This is a genomic window from Paenibacillus pasadenensis DSM 19293, assembly GCF_000422485.1.
Classification (GTDB): Bacteria; Bacillota; Bacilli; order Paenibacillales; family Paenibacillaceae; genus Paenibacillus_O; species Paenibacillus_O pasadenensis.
On sequence record NZ_KE383859.1, the window covers coordinates 99930 to 115221 of the forward strand.

A 15292-nucleotide genomic window follows, 5' to 3' on the forward strand; every position below is an offset into this window, starting at 1 on the left:
CTCCTTTCGGAACCCGGTTCCGAAAGGAGCTTTTGGTCGTGCCGGCTCGCTGGCGTCAAGCCTCGATCAGTCTTCGCGCCGCTTGCGAGAGAGCAGCAGGAACGAGCCGCCGAGGATGAGGACCAGCGCAGCATACGGATAATAGCTGTCCAGGCTGGCGGTCAGCGCGCTGATGGAAAAGACGGCGCCGAACAGCAGGCTCAGCACGATCAGGATGTTGATCGGAATGAGCAGCCACCGGTTGCGTCCGCCGAACCAGTAGAGCTCCCAGAGGCCGAGCGCGACGGCCAGGATGAAGCCGGGCCAGATCGAGCCCCAGTTGTCCAGCAGCATGGCGAACTGGCTGACAAGGCCGGCGCCGAGCAGGATCCCGCCGGGGACGAGCAGGCCGACCCCTCTGCGATTGAGCATGGAGAAGTACATCCAGTGGAAGAAGATGCCGAGCGGAATGACGAACAAGCTTGGCCAGAAGTGGCCGAAAATTTGCGCGGGCCCGATCCGGGCTCCCTGCTGGAGCATGAGATAGGCTCCGAGCAGGACGAGGACGGCGCCGAGCACGGCCTTGGCATGACGATTCATGGGAGATCCACCTTTCCTGATCCGATTCTTCGATGCCTCTACTTTATCAGCCCCTGCGGCATTTGTCCTCCATCCCGAGACGGAGCTCCTCCGGACGATAGGCCGAGACCGTTGAAGGACGATCGCCTGATCGCATTCGCAGGGAAACAGGGCGGTTCGGCCGCGGACAATCATCCAAGAGAACGGACGCCCGAAAGCATAGAATAGAGTAGAAGAAGAAAGGAGATCAAGAGGATGAACGAAGAGATTCGCTTGGAGGCGGCGCCTGCTCCCGAAGCCGCCGCCGCGCTCCCCGCTCCCGCCGAGCCGGTCCCTGCCGCCGCGGCCGAGCCGCTGCCGGCGCATGCCCCTGCCGAGGAAGGGGCGGCAGACGCCGAGGAAGAGCTCGCCTATGTGCAGAAGGTGCTGTCCAAGCCGTTTCCGAAAGGAGGCGCGAGCGGACGGATGCTGGCTAGCAAATGGGCGAAGACAGCCGCGCTGCTCGGCCATCCGTCGATCGCGCCGCATATTCCGCCGACCCGCCTCTATTCCGAAGCGGCGCTGAAAAGCATGCTCGACCAGCATGGGATGGTCGTCATCAAGCCGGTGCGCGGCACCGGAGGGCTCGGCGTCATCAAAATCAGCCGCGTGGACGGCGGCTACAGCTATTCGTCCGGCTCCAGCACGAAGCGGGCTTCGTCGATCGGCTCGCTGCATCTGGCGCTGAAGCCGCTGCAGAAGGGACGCTCCTACCTGATCCAGAAGGGCATCCATCTGGCGACGGTCGGCGGCCGTCCGATCGATTACCGCGTCAAGTACGTCAAGAACGGAGCCCGCTGGGAAATCCGCTCGATGGTCGGCCGCGTCGCCCGCTCGGGGCTGTTCGTCACGAATCTGTGCCGGGGCGGCAGTCAGCTGACGGCGTCGCAAGGCATCGGCCGCTCGCTGCCGGGAGCGAGCATCCGCGGCAAGAAGCAGGAAATGAGGAGGCTGACGCGGCTGTCGGCGGCGGTGCTGGAGTCCAAGTTCCCGGGCATCGGGCAGCTCGGCTTCGACTATGGTCTGGACCGGAGCGGCAAGATCTGGATTTTTGAAGTGAATACCCGTCCGAAGTAATCAAGGAAGAAATATCCATAAAACTTATTTATCGCTATTTCCGCGTATTCAGCTGTGTATAACTCTATCCACATCCTTCCCCTGATTTTTCCTCGGAATTCCCGTTCTACTCACATATTGTGCACATCTTGTCCACGAGAGACTGTGGATATTCGAACGCTTGTTCCTCGATTTCCGCTCATGCTAAGATTGGGAAGCACATCCAATCCGCAGCGGAAGGAGGCTGGTAAGATGGAGCTGTTGTCTGACGAATTGCTGATCGAAACCTACTTCAGCGCGGTTCAATTCAATCTGGACATGGAGTTCATCAAGCTGCTCGCAAGCGAGATCAAGCGCAGACAACTGAACCCGGAAATGATTCGACTAGGAGCCTGAAGCCCGAACGTGACGCCTGACAAAGAGGCCGCTACGGAGCAGCCGTAGGGCCAGCCGGAACCGCCCTACCCCAGCGTAAGCGGAACGCCGGCATCGCTGCTGTGCGAACAGACGGTACAATACAGCCTGTGCATGCAAACCGGTACCACCTGCCGCTCTTTTTCGGGAGCGAGCATCGACACGGCCGCGGCCGGCCCGTAAGGTGCGTACGGACCCGCCAGATCCTGTTCGGGGCCGCAGTCGAGCAGCGGCTCCAGGCAGCGAGGGCAGTCCGCCTCAAGCAGTCGAATGCCATTGCATACGGGACACATCATGAAAAGGGCATCCTCCCTCGGCATTGAAGTCGAGGTGTAGGATGCCCTTTGGCCGCTTCAGCTAGTCGAATCCGTCCGGCGGCGGCGCTCCGGAGCTCGGGGCTCCGGGCGAAAAAGCGGGGAAATCCGCGGCTACAGCTTGAGGTTGCTGCTGTGGCCGGGAGACAGCTTGGCGGTCGGATCGAGATACACCTTGGCGTTGTTGATCGCCGTCGGCGCCTCGCCGAAGCCGACGGCGATCAGCTTGAGCTTGCCGGGATAGGTCGTAATGTCTCCTGCGGCGAAGATGCCGGGGATCGACGTTTCCATGCGGGTGTCGACGACGATGCTGCCTCCTTCGATAGCGAGGCCCCACTCCGCGATCGGGCCGAGCGAGGAGACGAAGCCGAAGTTGACGATGACGTCGTCGACGTCCAGCGTCTGTTCCTCGCCGGTCTTGGCGTGGGCGAGCGTGACCTTCTCGACGTACACCTCGCCCTCCAGCCGCGCGATCTCCATCGGCACGAGCACCTCTACGCTCGACGCCCGCAGCTTCTCGACGCTATGCTCATGGGCCCGGAACTTGTCGCGGCGGTGGATGAGCGTCACGCTCTCCGCGATCGGCTCCAGCATGAGCGCCCAGTCGACGGCGGAATCTCCGCCGCCGCTGATGAGCACCTTGCGGCCCTTGAACTGCAGCAGGTCGGTGACGAAATAATGGAGGCCCCGGCTCTCGTAGGCCGCCGCCTCCGGCAGCTCCAGCCGGCGCGGCTCGAACGCGCCGACGCCCGCCGTAATGATGACCGCGCGGGCGAGATGCGCGCCCTTGTCGGTGCGGAGCTCGAATTCCCGCTCGCCGTGCTTGATCAGAGCGGTCACCTTTTCCTCCAGGCAGATCTCCGGATTGAAATGGTCCATCTGCCGCCGCAGCGAGTCGACGAGCTCCTGCGCCGTCACCTTGGGAAAGCCGGCGACGTCGTAGATGTACTTCTCGGGATAAAGGGCGGCGAGCTGTCCGCCGAGCTGCGGCATGCTCTCGATCAGCTTCACGGAAGCCTGCCTCATGCCGCCGTAGAAGGCGGCGAACATGCCTGCGGGTCCTCCGCCGATGATCGCGATGTCGACCGGCTCCACTTTCACGTCTGTCATTGCCTCGCACCTCCAGATCGTGTTCCTTTCCCTTCCATTATACGTCTCGGGAGCGCGCGTAGAAAGCGCGCCTTCCTTGCGGCCTTTGTACGTTCTTCTAATATTTTTCGTAGGAATTCACCTTGAAGTGGCTCTTGCGGATTTGTTATCATGGCTTGAGTATAAATAAAGGGATTAGAGATGGATGGGAAGGGACGCACCATATGAGCAATATACCAAAGATCGTCATCTTGGGAGCCGGCTATGGCGGCATTCTGACCGCCCTCAAGCTGCAGAAGCAGCTCAACTACAACGAAGCCGACGTCACCTTGGTGAACAAGCATGATTACCACTATATCACGACCCATTTGCATATGCCTGCCGCCGGCACGGACAATCCGGAGAATGCCCGCGTCAACATCTCCAAGCTGATCGACGAGTTCAAGATCGACTTCGTCAAGTCCACCGTCGTGCAGATCCGCACGCAGGACAAGAAGGTCATCCTCGAGGACGGCACGCTGTCCTACGACTATCTCGTCATCGGCCTCGGCGGCGAGCCGGAGACGTTCGGCATCCCGGGCTTGGCGGAGCATGCGATGAGCATCCGCAGCATCAACTCGGTGCGTCTGATCCGCGAGCATATTGAATATCAGTTCGCCCGCTACAAGCGCGAGCCTCATCGCACCGACTACCTGACGTTCGTCGTCGGCGGAGCGGGCTTCACCGGCATCGAGTTCGTCGGCGAGCTGGCTGACCGCATCCCGCAGCTGTGCCGCGCCTTCGACGTCGACCGCTCGCTCGTCAAGCTGTACAACATCGAGGCGGCGCCGAGCGCGCTGCCGGGCTTCGATCCGGAGCTCGTCCAGTACGGCATGGACGTGCTCACCAAGAAGGGCGTCATCTTCCGCATCGGCACCGCGATCAAGGAATGCTCGCCGGACGGCGTCATCGTCGGCGACGGCGAGGAGATCCGCTCCAAAACCGTCATCTGGACGGGCGGCATCCGCGGCAGCCGCCTCATCGAGGAGGCCGGCTTCGAGACGATGCGCGGACGCGTCAAGGTCGACGACTACCTGCGCGCGCCGAGCCACGAGAACATCTACATCATCGGCGACAACTCGCTGATGTTCAACGAAGAAGGGCGTCCGTACCCGCCGACCGCCCAGATCGCGATGCAGCAGGGCGTCACCTGCGCCCATAATCTCGTCGCGGCGATCCGCAGCCAGCCGCTCAAGACGTTCGCCTTCAGCAACAAGGGCACGGTCGCCTCGCTCGGCAAGGGCGAGGGCATCGGCGTCGCCTTCGGCAAGAAGTATCTGGGCCGCAAGGCCGCCTGGCTCAAGAAGATGATCGATCTGCGCTACCTGTTCATCATCGGCGGCATCCCGCTCGTGCTGCGCAAAGGGAAGTTCTTCTAATGCGGCACTGCAGCGTCCAGGTGCGCGGCCTGCTGACCCGCGAGGAGCTCGACCGCTACAACGCCCTGATGGAGGTCGGCTCCTACCTGGAGTCGCAGAGCCGCCACGATCTGGCGTATGCGATCCAGCAGGAGGTCGACCGGCTGATCGTGCCGGGCATCGAGCGGCTCAAGGAGAAGGGCCGCCAGCGCGACCGCGACACGGAGGCGTATCTGAGCGCCAAGCGCGAGGCGGCCGAGCCGGACGAGGAAGAAGACGAGGACTAGAACCAGTGCCGCCCCCAGGCGGGTGAAAAATGGAACGCAAAACGAAGGACGGCGAAGCTTTCGCCGTCCTTTTTGGGCATTTTTCCAAAGGAAAACCGGCGGCTTGCGCTCGGCGAAGCGGAATCGTAGAATCGGACCTCATCTTCGTAATATAACCTATAACGTTCCTGTTTTTATCCTTATATAATGGGCCAATAGCGCGGCTTTGACTACAACTGCTCTGGGGGCGGGCCCGATGATGCATCGTCTGTACAAGCTGAATCTGAAGCAGCAATTCGTCCTGTTTTTTGTTTTGTTGATCGTGCTGCCCATCCTGCTCGCCTACTGGCTGGTCTCCGTGAAGGTGACCTCGGTGACGGAGAAGCAAATGGGCGATACGCTGTTCCAGCTGGCGAAGACGAGCCATCTCACGCTGGACGAGGTGATCGCCTCGGTGGACGGCACCTCGGAGAAGCTGCTGATCTCGCCGGAAATCAGACGGCTGCTGGATGCGCCCGTCTACACGGATTACGACCGGCTCAAGGAATATTTGGCTTTGGATCAGCTGCTCATGAGCTATTCGTCGCCGAACGCGATCAATTATTCCGTCTGCATCCCCGATCTGGCGATGCGATATACGTTCGCGCCGACGTCGGACGTGAAGCCGAACGGAGTGTTCTTCTCCTGCGATACGCTGCCCGGCGGCTGGTTCCAGGATGCGGTGAACGGACGGGGCTCCGGCATCATTCGCATTCTGGTCAAGCCTGGCGACAACGCGAGCAGCGAGAAGACGGCCGCCTATGTGCGGGGCATGACGAGCGCTCACGACAAGGACCGGCCGGCAGCCGTGCTCGTCATCACGGGCTTGAACAGCCTGCTTCAAAAAAATATCCAGTCGCTGCGCATCCCGAGCGGCGGCCAGATCGTGCTCCTCGACAAGTCCAATACGATTTTGGCCGACAATGTCGAGAACCTCGCGGTCGGCGATGTCCTGTCCGTGCCGGCGTCGGTGAGCGGCGCCGAGCAGGGCGTCATTTTGGAGCGGAACGGGCGCGAATCCTGGATGTACGCCTTCCACAGCAGCGCGGACAGCAAGACGAAGCTGCTGTTCAAAATTCCTCGCCAATCGATCGTCGGCGAGCACGAAGGGATCCGGCAGCTGTTCAATACGCTGATGATCGCCTATTTCATCCTCCTGCTGCTCGCCAGCCTTTATTTCATCCGCCATATTTTAAGTCCTCTGTCGCGGCTGACGCGGATGACGCGGTCGTTCGAGCCAGGACGGACGCTCGGCAACGACATGCGGGTCGACCGCCATGACGAGATCGGGATGCTCCACCAGTCCTTTATCGAGATGACCAAAAGGCTCAACCAGACCGTTCACGACAAGTACGTCCTGGAGCTGAAGCATAAGGAATCGGAGCTTGCCTTATTGCATTCCCAAATCAATCCCCATCTGCTCTACAACACGCTGGAATCGATCCACTGGCGGATTCGGCTGGAGGGCGGCGAAGAATCGGCGGAGATGGTCCGCGATCTGTCGCTGCTCATGCGCATCGGTCTGAGCCGGGGGGAGAGCCTCATTACGGTCGAGGAGGAGCTCCGGCATGTCGAGGCGTACATCCGCCTGCAGCTGAAGCGGTATGAGTACGGGTTCGTCGTCCACTGGGACATCGAGGAGGAGACGAAGGCCGTTCGGATTCCGAAGGTCATCCTCCAGCCGCTGGTGGAGAACGCGATCCTTCACGGCATTCGCAAAATGGGCAGCGACGGCCGCCTGAGCATCTCGCTGCGCGTCCAAGGAGGCGACCTGCAGATCGCGATCGCCGACAACGGCTACCGCGCGGCCGACATCTCTAAGCTCCATGCGATTTTGGAAGGCAAGCTGCCCCAGCAAGGGTACGGCATCACGAACGTGCACCGTCGCATCCGGCTTCATTTCGGAGACGGCTATGGCCTCTCCTACAAGGAGATGGCCTCCGGCGGCACGCAGGCCGTCATGGTGATGCCGCTCCATCCGGCCGACTGAGCGCGGGTGCCCGCCTCGGGAGCGAAAAGCGTAATTTTACACCTCACGCCCGTTAGATCGCACCTCGAAGGGAAGGGCGGTCCTACCCTACAATAAAGGTGCAAGCAAATATAGGGAATGCGAGGGGTTAGACCATGAATAAAGGGAAAAGCAAGCGCGCGCTGGCGTACGGCGGCATGGCGATGTTCGTGCTCTTGGCCGGATGCGGCGGCAATGCGAACACCGAAAACACGAAAACGAATTCGAACGCGAGCGCAAACGCGCCGACGGAAAATGCGGCTGCGAACGTGCAGGAGGAAGCGCCGCCTGCCGAAAAGGTGAGCATCGTCGCCTACGCGTACCCGCCGGACAAAACCGCGGAAAACGCCGCGCTCGACGCCCGGATCAAACGGTTCACGGAGAAAAATCCGAATGTCTCCATCACGCCGAAATACTGGAAATACGAGAACTCGGAAATCGCGATCAAGATGGCGTCGAACAGCGCGCAGACCGAATTCACGACATGGGCGACGGAGGGCAAGCTGCTGACCGACAAGAAGTGGATCGCCGATCTGAGCGACTACATGGCGAGCTGGCCGTATGCGAAGGATTTGAACGCGTTCGCTACGAAGCCTTTCGTCATCGAGGGCAAGACATACGGCATTCCGATCGATGCCTACGGCATGACGATTACCGTCAACAAGAAAATCTTCGAAGACAAAGGCGTGCCGCTGCCGCCGATGGATTGGACGATGGAGGAATTCATCGAAGCGGCGAAATCCGTGAACGATCCGGCTAAAGGCATCGCGGGCTTCATCCCGATGGGCAAGGGCACGGAGGCCGGCTGGAACTGGACGAACTTCCTCTACACGGCAGGCGGCGACATCCAGACCGTGGCGGACGGCAAGGTGACGGCGGCGTTCAACAGCGAAGCCGGACTGAAAGCGCTTCAATTCTACAATGACCTGAAGGTCGCGGGCGTCATTCCGAAGCAATGGGCGCTCGGCTACGGCGACGCGCTGGCGATGTTCAACCAAGGACGCGGCGCGATGGTCATGTGCGGCAGCGGCAACGCGCTGGATGGCGCGATCAACCAGGGCGGCATCAGCAAGGACGACGTCCTGATCTATCCGATTCCTTCCGTCTCCAAAGGCGGCAAGCATATCGGCGTGGCCGGCGGCAACTACAAGGTCATCAACGGCCTGGCCGACAAGGCGCAGCAGAAGGCCGCGTTCGACTTCGTCGTCGACGAGTACTTCACGCAAGAGTACCTGGACGCGATCGATCAGCAGATCGTCGACCAGAAATCCAAAAACCAAGTGTACGTTCCGCAGCTGATCAACTACTGGAACGACGACTCCGAATACGGCAAGAAGTATCAAGCGGTTCTGGATAAGCATGACAACGTCTATAAATATTCCCCTGAGCTGATCCAGCTGATGGAATCGAAGCCGGAAGCGACGTACGAGACGCAGGCCTACTATGCCGAGATGGCGAACGTCATCCAGAAAGTGCTGATCAGCAAAGGCGATCTGGATCTGCAGAAGCTGCTCGACGACGCGGCGGCCAAGGTGCAGAAGGAAAACTTCGATAAAGTCAAGGTTCAATAAGACCGGCAGGCAAGGGGGACCGAGCGGACAAAGTTCGGCGTCCCCCTTTTCGATTGCCCGCACGGGCGATTGCGGCGGAAAGGAAGGAGAAGGGATATGGCGATGCAAGTTCAACCGCAGGCGCCGGCGAAGGCGGATGCGCCCCTTGCCCATGCGAGCCTGGGCAGGCGAATGAAAAAATACGCGTGGGGAAGCTTGTTTCTGCTGCCGGCGGTACTGATTTTCTTGTTGTTCCTGTGGGTTCCGATCGCCAAAGGGATCGGGTACAGCTTCTATCAGGTCGATTTCGTCAATGGCAATACGTTTGTCGGATTGCAGAATTATCAAGAAGTGCTCGGAAATCCCGACTTTTATACGGCAATCAAAAACACGCTGTATTACATGGGGCTGGCGCTCGTCATCGGCTTCTGGGTGCCGATCGCGATGGCGATCGGGGTGTCGGAGCTGAAATGGTTCCGGGGTCCGGCGCGCATCATCGGCTATTTGCCGAGCATCATCCCGGCCATCGTGCTTTACGGCATGTGGCAATGGTTTTACGATCCGATCGGCCCGATCAACACGTTCCTGAATTTCTTGGGCTTGCCGAGCTTTGACTTCTACAGCAAAGAACACGCCATGTTCTCGCTCGTCATCTTGGAAACCTGGCAAAATTTCGGGAGCGCGACATTGATCTATATCGCAGGGCTGTCCGCCATTCCGAAGGACATGTACGAGGCGGCCGAGCTGGACGGCGCCGGCGTATGGGGACGGATCCGGTACGTGACCTTGCCGGGCATCAAAAATCTCATCCTGCTGCTGCTCGTGCTGCAGCTGATCTCCACCTCGCAAGCGTTCCAATCCCAGCTGATCATGTTCGGCGGCGGCCCGGACAACGGCACGCTGACCTATCTGCTGCTGACGACGCGCGAAGCGTTCACGTACTTCAACTTCGGCAAGGCGAGCGCGATGGGCGTCTTGATGTTTGTATTCCTCGTCGTCTTCTCGCTGCTTACGATCAAGCTCAGAAAAGGAGATGATGCCGCATGAAGGCCGAGCAGGAGCGGGCGATCATGTCCCGCTATGATTTTCGCAAGCCGGCCGTCCGGGCAATCTACGGCTTCGTCGTGCTGGCGATCGCGCTCATCTCGGTGTCGATGCTGTACCCGTTCGTCAATACCGTGCTCAACTCGCTCAAGTCGACGCAAGAGTTTTTCGAGTTTCCCGCGCCGTTTTTCCCGAGCGAGTGGCACTGGAGCAATTACAAGGAATCGTTCGGCTACCTGAACATCCCGATGCATTTCAAAAACACCTTGCTCATCTTCGTCGGCAACACCGTCTTCTCGCTGGTCGTCCTCGGCTTGGCCGCTTACGGCTTGTCGCATATGCAGGTGCCGTTCAAAAAAGCGGTGACGCTCTACTTCATGTGCACCCTGCTCATTCCGGCCGCGTCGTACTTGATCCCGAACTTCTTGAACCTGAAGGATCTGGACCTCTTGAACCGATACTGGGCGTTCTGGCTGCCGGCAGGCGCCAATGCCTTTTATCTCATGCTGCTCAAAAACTTCTTCGACGGCATCCACAAGGAAATGCTGGAGGCGGCCCGCATCGACGGCGCTTCCGAGCTGCGGAGCTTCGCGATGATCGCCGTTCCGCTGTCCATGCCGATCCTCATCACGATCACGATGCTCGGATTCTCCACGACCTGGAACGACTTCTACTGGTCCAGCCTCGTCATGCAGGAGGACATGCAGCCGCTCGCCGCGGCGATCTATACCAAAATCATTTATGCCGGCTCCACGATCAACTGGAACGTGCGGTTCGCAATTCTGTCGATGACGCTGCTGCCGCCGGCGGTCATCTTCCTGTTCTTCCAAAAGTATATCGTCGGCGGCTTGAGCGCCGGCGCCGTCAAAGGATGAAAAGCGGGCCTGGCCTCGCATAAAAAAGCCGCTTCCCAAGAGGGAGCGGCTTCATCTTTTGGCGGGCGCGGATCTTACACCTGGAGCAGCTTGACCAGCTTGTCCGCATCGAGCCGATTGCCGACGTAGAAGTCGCCGAAATCGCCGTAGCGGGCGCTCACTTCGTCGAAGCGCATCTCGTACACGAGCTTCTTGAACTGCAGCGCGTCCTCCGCGAACAGCGTCACGCCCCACTCCCAGTTGTCGAAGCCGACGGAGCCGCTGATGATCTGCTTGACCTTGCCGGCGTACTGACGGCCGATCATGCCGTGGCTGCGCATCATCGCGCGGCGCTCGTCCATGCTCAGCATGTACCAGTTGTCGCCGCCGTCGCGGCGCTTGTTCATCGGGTAGAAGCAGATGTGGCGGGCCTTCGGCAGCGTCGGCTTGAGGCGCGCGACGATGTCGGGATTGGACATCGGGTCCTCGCCCGGCTTGCTCATGTAGTTCGACAGCTCGACGATGCTGACGTACGAATACGCCGGCTTCGTGAACGCGGCGAGCGGGCTCTTGTTGAAGCTGGTCTCGAGCTCATTCAGCTCCTCGAGCGTCTCGCGCAGGTGCATGAGCACGAAGTCCGCCTTCTGGCCGACGATGGCGTAGAACGCCGTGCTGCCCTGGCGCTGCTCCTCCTGGGCGCTCCAATCGGCGAGCATCGACTGGATCGCGTCCAGCGCTGCGGCTCGCTCTCCTTCTCCGGCCTGCTTCCAGGCTTGCCAGTCGATCGTGCGGAAATCATGGAGGACGTACCAGCCCTCCAGCGTTTGTGCGGCATCACTCATCGTTGCATGGCTCCTTCCTTCATTAAAGGGAGCGGCGTACGCTCCCGAATTTCGTTCGTAGATCCATTCCCCATTGTAGCCGATCCACCCGTCTTCGTCGAGCCGGACGGCCTTTTGCAAATTGACTTGCCAGGGGGCTTGGCATAAACTGAAAAGGAACGCTAGCCGAAGGGATGATTGGCCGCATGCTTCAAATCGTGATTGCGATGGTGTTGTTTTTTGTCATGATGTTCGGGATCGGCTTCATTCTCAACATGCTGATGAAGACGACTTGGTTCCCCATCTATCTGTTCGTCATCGTGCTGGTGCCGCTTTACATATGGTCGACCTGGGATCACGCCGCTACCTTCAGCGCCAACCTGGCGGAGTTCACCTTCATCGACTGGCTGCCCGTCGTCGCGGCGCTCGTCGGCGCCTACGTGAGCGGCTACGCCATCCGCGCCCTGCGGATCGGCGGCTACAAGATGTTCTAGGGCGCAGGCCAGACAGGCGGCCCGCTTTTCCAGACGGTTCCACCGGAGCCGCGGGAGGAGCGGGCCGTCCTCTTTTTCGGCGACGCCTCCGGGAGAGGCAAATGGCAAAAGGAGGCCGCCGCTTTCTCGTGGCGAATGCTGTCGGATGCGGCCGCTCTATGATAAACTGATAGGACGAAAAACGGATTCGAACGGAGGAGAGGCACGCCCATGCGCATCGGAAGCAAGCTGGCTTTTACCGAGCATCACCGGTTCTGCGTCTACCGGGGCTTCGCGCTGAGCCCGCTCGACCAGCGGATGCTCGCGCTCATCTATCAGCCGATGACCGGCGGAGCGGCCTCTTCTCTGTATCAGCTCCTGTACCATCAAGTGGACGAGGGCTACAGCGGCTACTCTCCGATGGACGCGCAGCGCAGGCTGTTCCTCGGGCTCGGGCTCGATCCGAGCGAATCGGGACGCCGCGAGCTCATGCGCTGCGCCTCCGTGCTGGAGGCGCTCGGCCTGCTGACGACCTGCCGGCTGTTCCTGCCGGGGCAGGAGGAGGTCGTCTACGAGTACGAGCTGCATGCGCCGCTGTCTCCGGCGGAGTTTTTCCGCAGCCAGCATCTCAGCATGCTGCTGCGCGACAAGGTCGGCAAGTACGGCGTCGTCGCGCTCCAGGAGACGCTGCTGCGGCGAGAGCCGGACGAGCTGGCGCAGCATGAGCTGCAGCGGGAGAATATCTCGATGCCGTTCTACGAGCTGTTCCGCCTGAGCGCCGCCGTGGACGCCGAGCTGGAGCAGGCGCTGGAGGAGTCCGCGCCTCTCCGGCAGCCGCCGACGCCTGTCGCCCAGCCGGGAGCGGGCATCGAGTACGGCGACATTCTGTACCGCTTCCCCCGCGGCTCGCTCAACCGGCCGTTCGTGGAGCGGATGCGCGGGGACAAGGACGCGCTCGCCCAGCTCAACTACATCGCCTACAAATACGAGCTCGGTCCGGCGGATCTATGCCGCCTGCTCGACGAGGAGGACGCCTTCGACCGGCGCGGCGGCATCCAGACCGACGCGCTGCAGCTCAAGGCGGCCCAGCTGCATCGGCAGGACCGCAAGCGCGAGGAGGAGCGGCGCGCCGCCGGGTCGCGCCTTCAGGAGGAGGCCGACGCCGAGCTGCCGGAGCAGGGCGTGCAGGCCGAGCATTACTTGCCGGTGCCGTCCCAGCTGACGGGACGCTGCGACATCCAGCAATACAACATGCTCATGCGCAACGAGCCGCATACCCGCTTCCTGAAGCGTTTCTTCCCCGGAGCGGTGCCGGACTGGATCGAGCGGCAGTTCGAGCGCATCGACCTGCACTATCGGCTGCCGGCCCCGGTCATCAACGTGCTCGTGCATTATGTGTTCGGCATGAAGGGCTCGGCGCGGGTGACCAAGACGTTCATCGAGGCGGTCGCTTCGAACATGCTCGTGCAGCAGGTCGACGAGTTCGAAAAGGCGGTGCTGTACGTGCGCAGCCAGACCGAGCTCGAGCGCAGCAAGGAGGCGGCCGAAGCCGCAGGCGCGGCCAAGCCGGCAGGACGCGCCGCCGCCGGAGCGAGAAGCGCGGGCGGGTATCGGCGCGGAGCCGGCCAGCCGCGCAAGCCGGTGCTGCCGGTCGTCGGCGACGATGCCGCGCCGGAGCCGGAGATCAGCGACGAGGAGCTGGAGGAGATGCGCAAGCTCGCGCGCAAGCTCGACGGGCGCTAGCGCAACGAGCCGATCCGAACGAAGGAGGTGGAAGCAATGGAATCGCTGCGCGATCTGCTGAAGAGCATGCCCGGCGGCAGCAAGCTGCGCGCCCGCGCGCAGGAGCAGCTGGACGAGCTGATGCGCGAGCCCAAGGTGCGGAGGCTGATGGAGCAGCATCCGGAGCTGGACGAGGACGTGCTGCGGCGCAACTCCAATCTGGTGTACCAATACGTGCGCGAGCATCGGAGCTGCGAGAGCTGCCCGGGACTCGATCGCTGTCCGAACGATTTCCAGGGCCACTACACGCTGCTGTCGGCCGAGACGGTCGCGGACGAGCTGCGGCTGATCGACCGCAAGACGGCCTGCCGCAAGTTCATCGCGCGCCGCAACGAGGAGCAGATCCGCTCCCGCATCCGCAGCTTCTACGTCAGCGAGCGCACGCTGGAGAGCGCCTACTCGGCGGACGAGATTCTGATGAAGGACCGCGCCCGCTCGACGGCGGTCATGAAGGTGCTGGAGTACATCCGCCGGACCAAGGAGCAGGGCCTGCAGCCCGAAGGGCTGTACCTGACCGGCTCGTTCGGCACGGGCAAGACGTTCCTGATGAGCTATCTGCTCAGCGAGCTCGCCAAGAACGGCTGCTCCGGCGTCATCGTCTACATGCCGGACTTCGTCGAGGATCTCAAGGCGATGTTCGGCGAGCCGGGCAAGCTCAAGGAGACGATCGACCTGATGAAGGAAGCCGACATCCTCGTCTTCGACGACATCGGCGCCGAGAATCTGAGTCCGTGGGTGCGCGACCATGTGATGGGCTCGATCCTCAACTATCGGATGGAGCGCAAGCCGACCTTTTATACGTCCAATCATGCGCTGGACGACCTGGAGCAGCATTTCAGCTTCACGAGCAAGGACGGCGAGGAGTATCACAAGGGTCGGCGCCTGATGGACCGGATCCGTCCCTTCGTCGAGGTCGTGCATGTCAAAGGCACGAACAAGCGCGGCCGCAAGGACAGCGCCGAGGAATAGAAGACAAGCCGCTTTTTTCGATCCGCTTGCCGGACGGAAAGAGCGGCTTTTTTTGATCCTCCGTAAAGATGCCCTCGGGCTGCCGCGCTTCGTCGCGCCTAGAGCAGCTTGAGGATGGCGATTCCGTCGTCTCCGAGTCGTCGGAGCTGTGAGGAAAAACCGCGCAACTCGGGTCGAACGGGTGCCGGACGGGGGGAGTTGCGCGGAAAAACCGCGCAACTCGGCTCGAATGGGTCTCGGACGGGGGGAGTTACGCGGAAAAACCGAGTAATTCGGCCCGAATGGGTCGCGGACGGGTCAAGTCCATAATTGTGTGTAAAAACACTTCTCGGTAGAAAATGGAATCGGGTTTAAAGGCTGTCCGTCGCTTCCGTCATGGTGGTGCTGGTTTCCTGCTCCTCCGAGCCGGCGCCCTGAGTGGCTTTCTGCTTCTTCCACGCCTTGAAGTCCGTCATGTCCATGTACGGCTTCTTCGTCATCCAGTACTCGTTCTCTTCCATGAGCATGGCTCCGATGAGGCGAAGGACGGAAGCGCGATTGGGAAAGATGCGGATGACCGTCTCGCGCCTGCGGATCTCCCCGTTCAGGCGCTCCATGCCGTTGGAGGTGCGCAGCCGCA

At 61.1% G+C, this 15292-nt stretch carries 15 protein-coding genes; 11 read left to right on the plus strand and 4 right to left on the minus strand.

The features are described 5' to 3' along the window. Positions 1–66 precede the first annotated feature (66 nt). Positions 67–579 (minus strand): hypothetical protein, encoded by a 513-nt coding sequence (locus H582_RS0123805; protein ID WP_028600538.1) that lies wholly within the window; start codon positions 577–579, stop codon positions 67–69. 444 nt (positions 580–1023) lie between these two features. On the opposite strand from H582_RS0123805, the gene H582_RS0123810 reads away from it, so the two are divergent. Further along, positions 1024–1674: a YheC/YheD family protein gene (locus H582_RS0123810; RefSeq protein ID WP_028600539.1), complete on the plus strand. Its 651-nt coding sequence runs from the start codon at positions 1024–1026 to the stop codon at positions 1672–1674. Positions 1675–1905: 231 nt separating this feature from the next. Beyond that, positions 1906–2049, plus strand: a complete 144-nt coding sequence (gene sda / locus H582_RS29390) for a sporulation histidine kinase inhibitor Sda (protein WP_043111940.1) — start codon at positions 1906–1908, stop codon at positions 2047–2049. A gap of 446 nt (positions 2050–2495) precedes the next feature. On the opposite strand, the gene H582_RS0123825 is transcribed toward sda, so the two are convergent. Further along, positions 2496–3491, minus strand: a complete 996-nt coding sequence (locus tag H582_RS0123825; protein WP_028600540.1) for an NAD(P)/FAD-dependent oxidoreductase — start codon at positions 3489–3491, stop codon at positions 2496–2498. 203 nt (positions 3492–3694) lie between these two features. On the opposite strand from H582_RS0123825, the gene H582_RS0123830 reads away from it, so the two are divergent. From H582_RS0123830 to H582_RS0123855, 6 genes are all read left to right on the plus strand, one after another. Beyond that, positions 3695–4888, plus strand: coding sequence for an NAD(P)/FAD-dependent oxidoreductase (locus H582_RS0123830; RefSeq protein WP_028600541.1), 1194 nt, complete (start codon positions 3695–3697; stop codon positions 4886–4888). Next, positions 4888–5154, plus strand: a complete 267-nt coding sequence (locus H582_RS0123835) for a hypothetical protein (RefSeq protein ID WP_028600542.1) — start codon at positions 4888–4890, stop codon at positions 5152–5154. Before H582_RS0123830 ends, H582_RS0123835 begins: the two co-directional genes overlap by 1 nt. Before the next feature lie 235 nt (positions 5155–5389). After that, positions 5390–7162, plus strand: coding sequence for a cache domain-containing sensor histidine kinase (locus tag H582_RS0123840; RefSeq protein ID WP_028600543.1), 1773 nt, complete (start codon positions 5390–5392; stop codon positions 7160–7162). Positions 7163–7296: 134 nt separating this feature from the next. After that, the gene (locus tag H582_RS0123845) at positions 7297–8751 is read left to right on the plus strand and encodes an ABC transporter substrate-binding protein (RefSeq protein WP_052333613.1); all 1455 of its coding nucleotides are present in this window, start codon (positions 7297–7299) and stop codon (positions 8749–8751) included. A 102-nt stretch (positions 8752–8853) separates the two neighbouring features. Continuing rightward, entirely contained in the window at positions 8854–9777 is a 924-nt protein-coding gene (locus H582_RS0123850) for a carbohydrate ABC transporter permease (protein WP_228551651.1), read from the plus strand. Then, on the plus strand, positions 9774–10649 hold the full coding sequence (locus H582_RS0123855) for a carbohydrate ABC transporter permease (protein ID WP_028600546.1): 876 nt from the start codon (positions 9774–9776) through the stop codon (positions 10647–10649). Before H582_RS0123850 ends, H582_RS0123855 begins: the two co-directional genes overlap by 4 nt. A gap of 74 nt (positions 10650–10723) precedes the next feature. On the opposite strand, the gene hemQ is transcribed toward H582_RS0123855, so the two are convergent. After that, positions 10724–11470, minus strand: a complete 747-nt coding sequence (hemQ, locus tag H582_RS0123860) for a hydrogen peroxide-dependent heme synthase (protein ID WP_028600547.1) — start codon at positions 11468–11470, stop codon at positions 10724–10726. A gap of 185 nt (positions 11471–11655) precedes the next feature. Between hemQ and H582_RS0123865 the strand changes: the two genes are divergently transcribed. From H582_RS0123865 to dnaI, 3 genes are all read left to right on the plus strand, one after another. Then, positions 11656–11943: a YuiB family protein gene (locus tag H582_RS0123865; RefSeq protein ID WP_028600548.1), complete on the plus strand. Its 288-nt coding sequence runs from the start codon at positions 11656–11658 to the stop codon at positions 11941–11943. A gap of 210 nt (positions 11944–12153) precedes the next feature. Then, positions 12154–13665 carry a replication initiation and membrane attachment family protein gene (locus H582_RS0123870; RefSeq protein ID WP_028600549.1) on the plus strand — a complete coding sequence of 504 codons (1512 nt, stop codon included), beginning with the start codon at positions 12154–12156 and terminating at the stop codon, positions 13663–13665. A gap of 36 nt (positions 13666–13701) precedes the next feature. Next, the gene (dnaI, locus tag H582_RS0123875) at positions 13702–14673 is read left to right on the plus strand and encodes a primosomal protein DnaI (protein ID WP_028600550.1); all 972 of its coding nucleotides are present in this window, start codon (positions 13702–13704) and stop codon (positions 14671–14673) included. Positions 14674–15023: 350 nt separating this feature from the next. Here the strand turns inward: dnaI and H582_RS0123880 are convergent. After that, positions 15024–15292 (minus strand): transposase (locus H582_RS0123880; RefSeq protein ID WP_028600551.1); only part of this gene is annotated, 269 nt, incomplete at its 5' end.

Bases quoted from the DNA above. Each gene is read 5' to 3' on its own strand.
- H582_RS0123805 (WP_028600538.1), bottom strand. From the start codon at position 579: ATGAATCGTCATGCCAAGGCCGTGCTCGGCGCCGTCCTCGTCCTGCTC.
- H582_RS0123810 (WP_028600539.1), top strand. From the start codon at position 1,024: ATGCTGGCTAGCAAATGGGCGAAGACAGCCGCGCTGCTCGGCCATCCG.
- sda (WP_043111940.1), top strand. From the start codon at position 1,906: ATGGAGCTGTTGTCTGACGAATTGCTGATCGAAACCTACTTCAGCGCG.
- H582_RS0123825 (WP_028600540.1), bottom strand. From the start codon at position 3,491: ATGACAGACGTGAAAGTGGAGCCGGTCGACATCGCGATCATCGGCGGA.
- H582_RS0123830 (WP_028600541.1), top strand. From the start codon at position 3,695: ATGAGCAATATACCAAAGATCGTCATCTTGGGAGCCGGCTATGGCGGC.
- H582_RS0123835 (WP_028600542.1), top strand. From the start codon at position 4,888: ATGCGGCACTGCAGCGTCCAGGTGCGCGGCCTGCTGACCCGCGAGGAG.
- H582_RS0123840 (WP_028600543.1), top strand. From the start codon at position 5,390: ATGATGCATCGTCTGTACAAGCTGAATCTGAAGCAGCAATTCGTCCTG.
- H582_RS0123845 (WP_052333613.1), top strand. From the start codon at position 7,297: ATGAATAAAGGGAAAAGCAAGCGCGCGCTGGCGTACGGCGGCATGGCG.
- H582_RS0123850 (WP_228551651.1), top strand. From the start codon at position 8,854: ATGCAAGTTCAACCGCAGGCGCCGGCGAAGGCGGATGCGCCCCTTGCC.
- H582_RS0123855 (WP_028600546.1), top strand. From the start codon at position 9,774: ATGAAGGCCGAGCAGGAGCGGGCGATCATGTCCCGCTATGATTTTCGC.
- hemQ (WP_028600547.1), bottom strand. From the start codon at position 11,470: ATGAGTGATGCCGCACAAACGCTGGAGGGCTGGTACGTCCTCCATGAT.
- H582_RS0123865 (WP_028600548.1), top strand. From the start codon at position 11,656: ATGCTTCAAATCGTGATTGCGATGGTGTTGTTTTTTGTCATGATGTTC.
- H582_RS0123870 (WP_028600549.1), top strand. From the start codon at position 12,154: ATGCGCATCGGAAGCAAGCTGGCTTTTACCGAGCATCACCGGTTCTGC.
- dnaI (WP_028600550.1), top strand. From the start codon at position 13,702: ATGGAATCGCTGCGCGATCTGCTGAAGAGCATGCCCGGCGGCAGCAAG.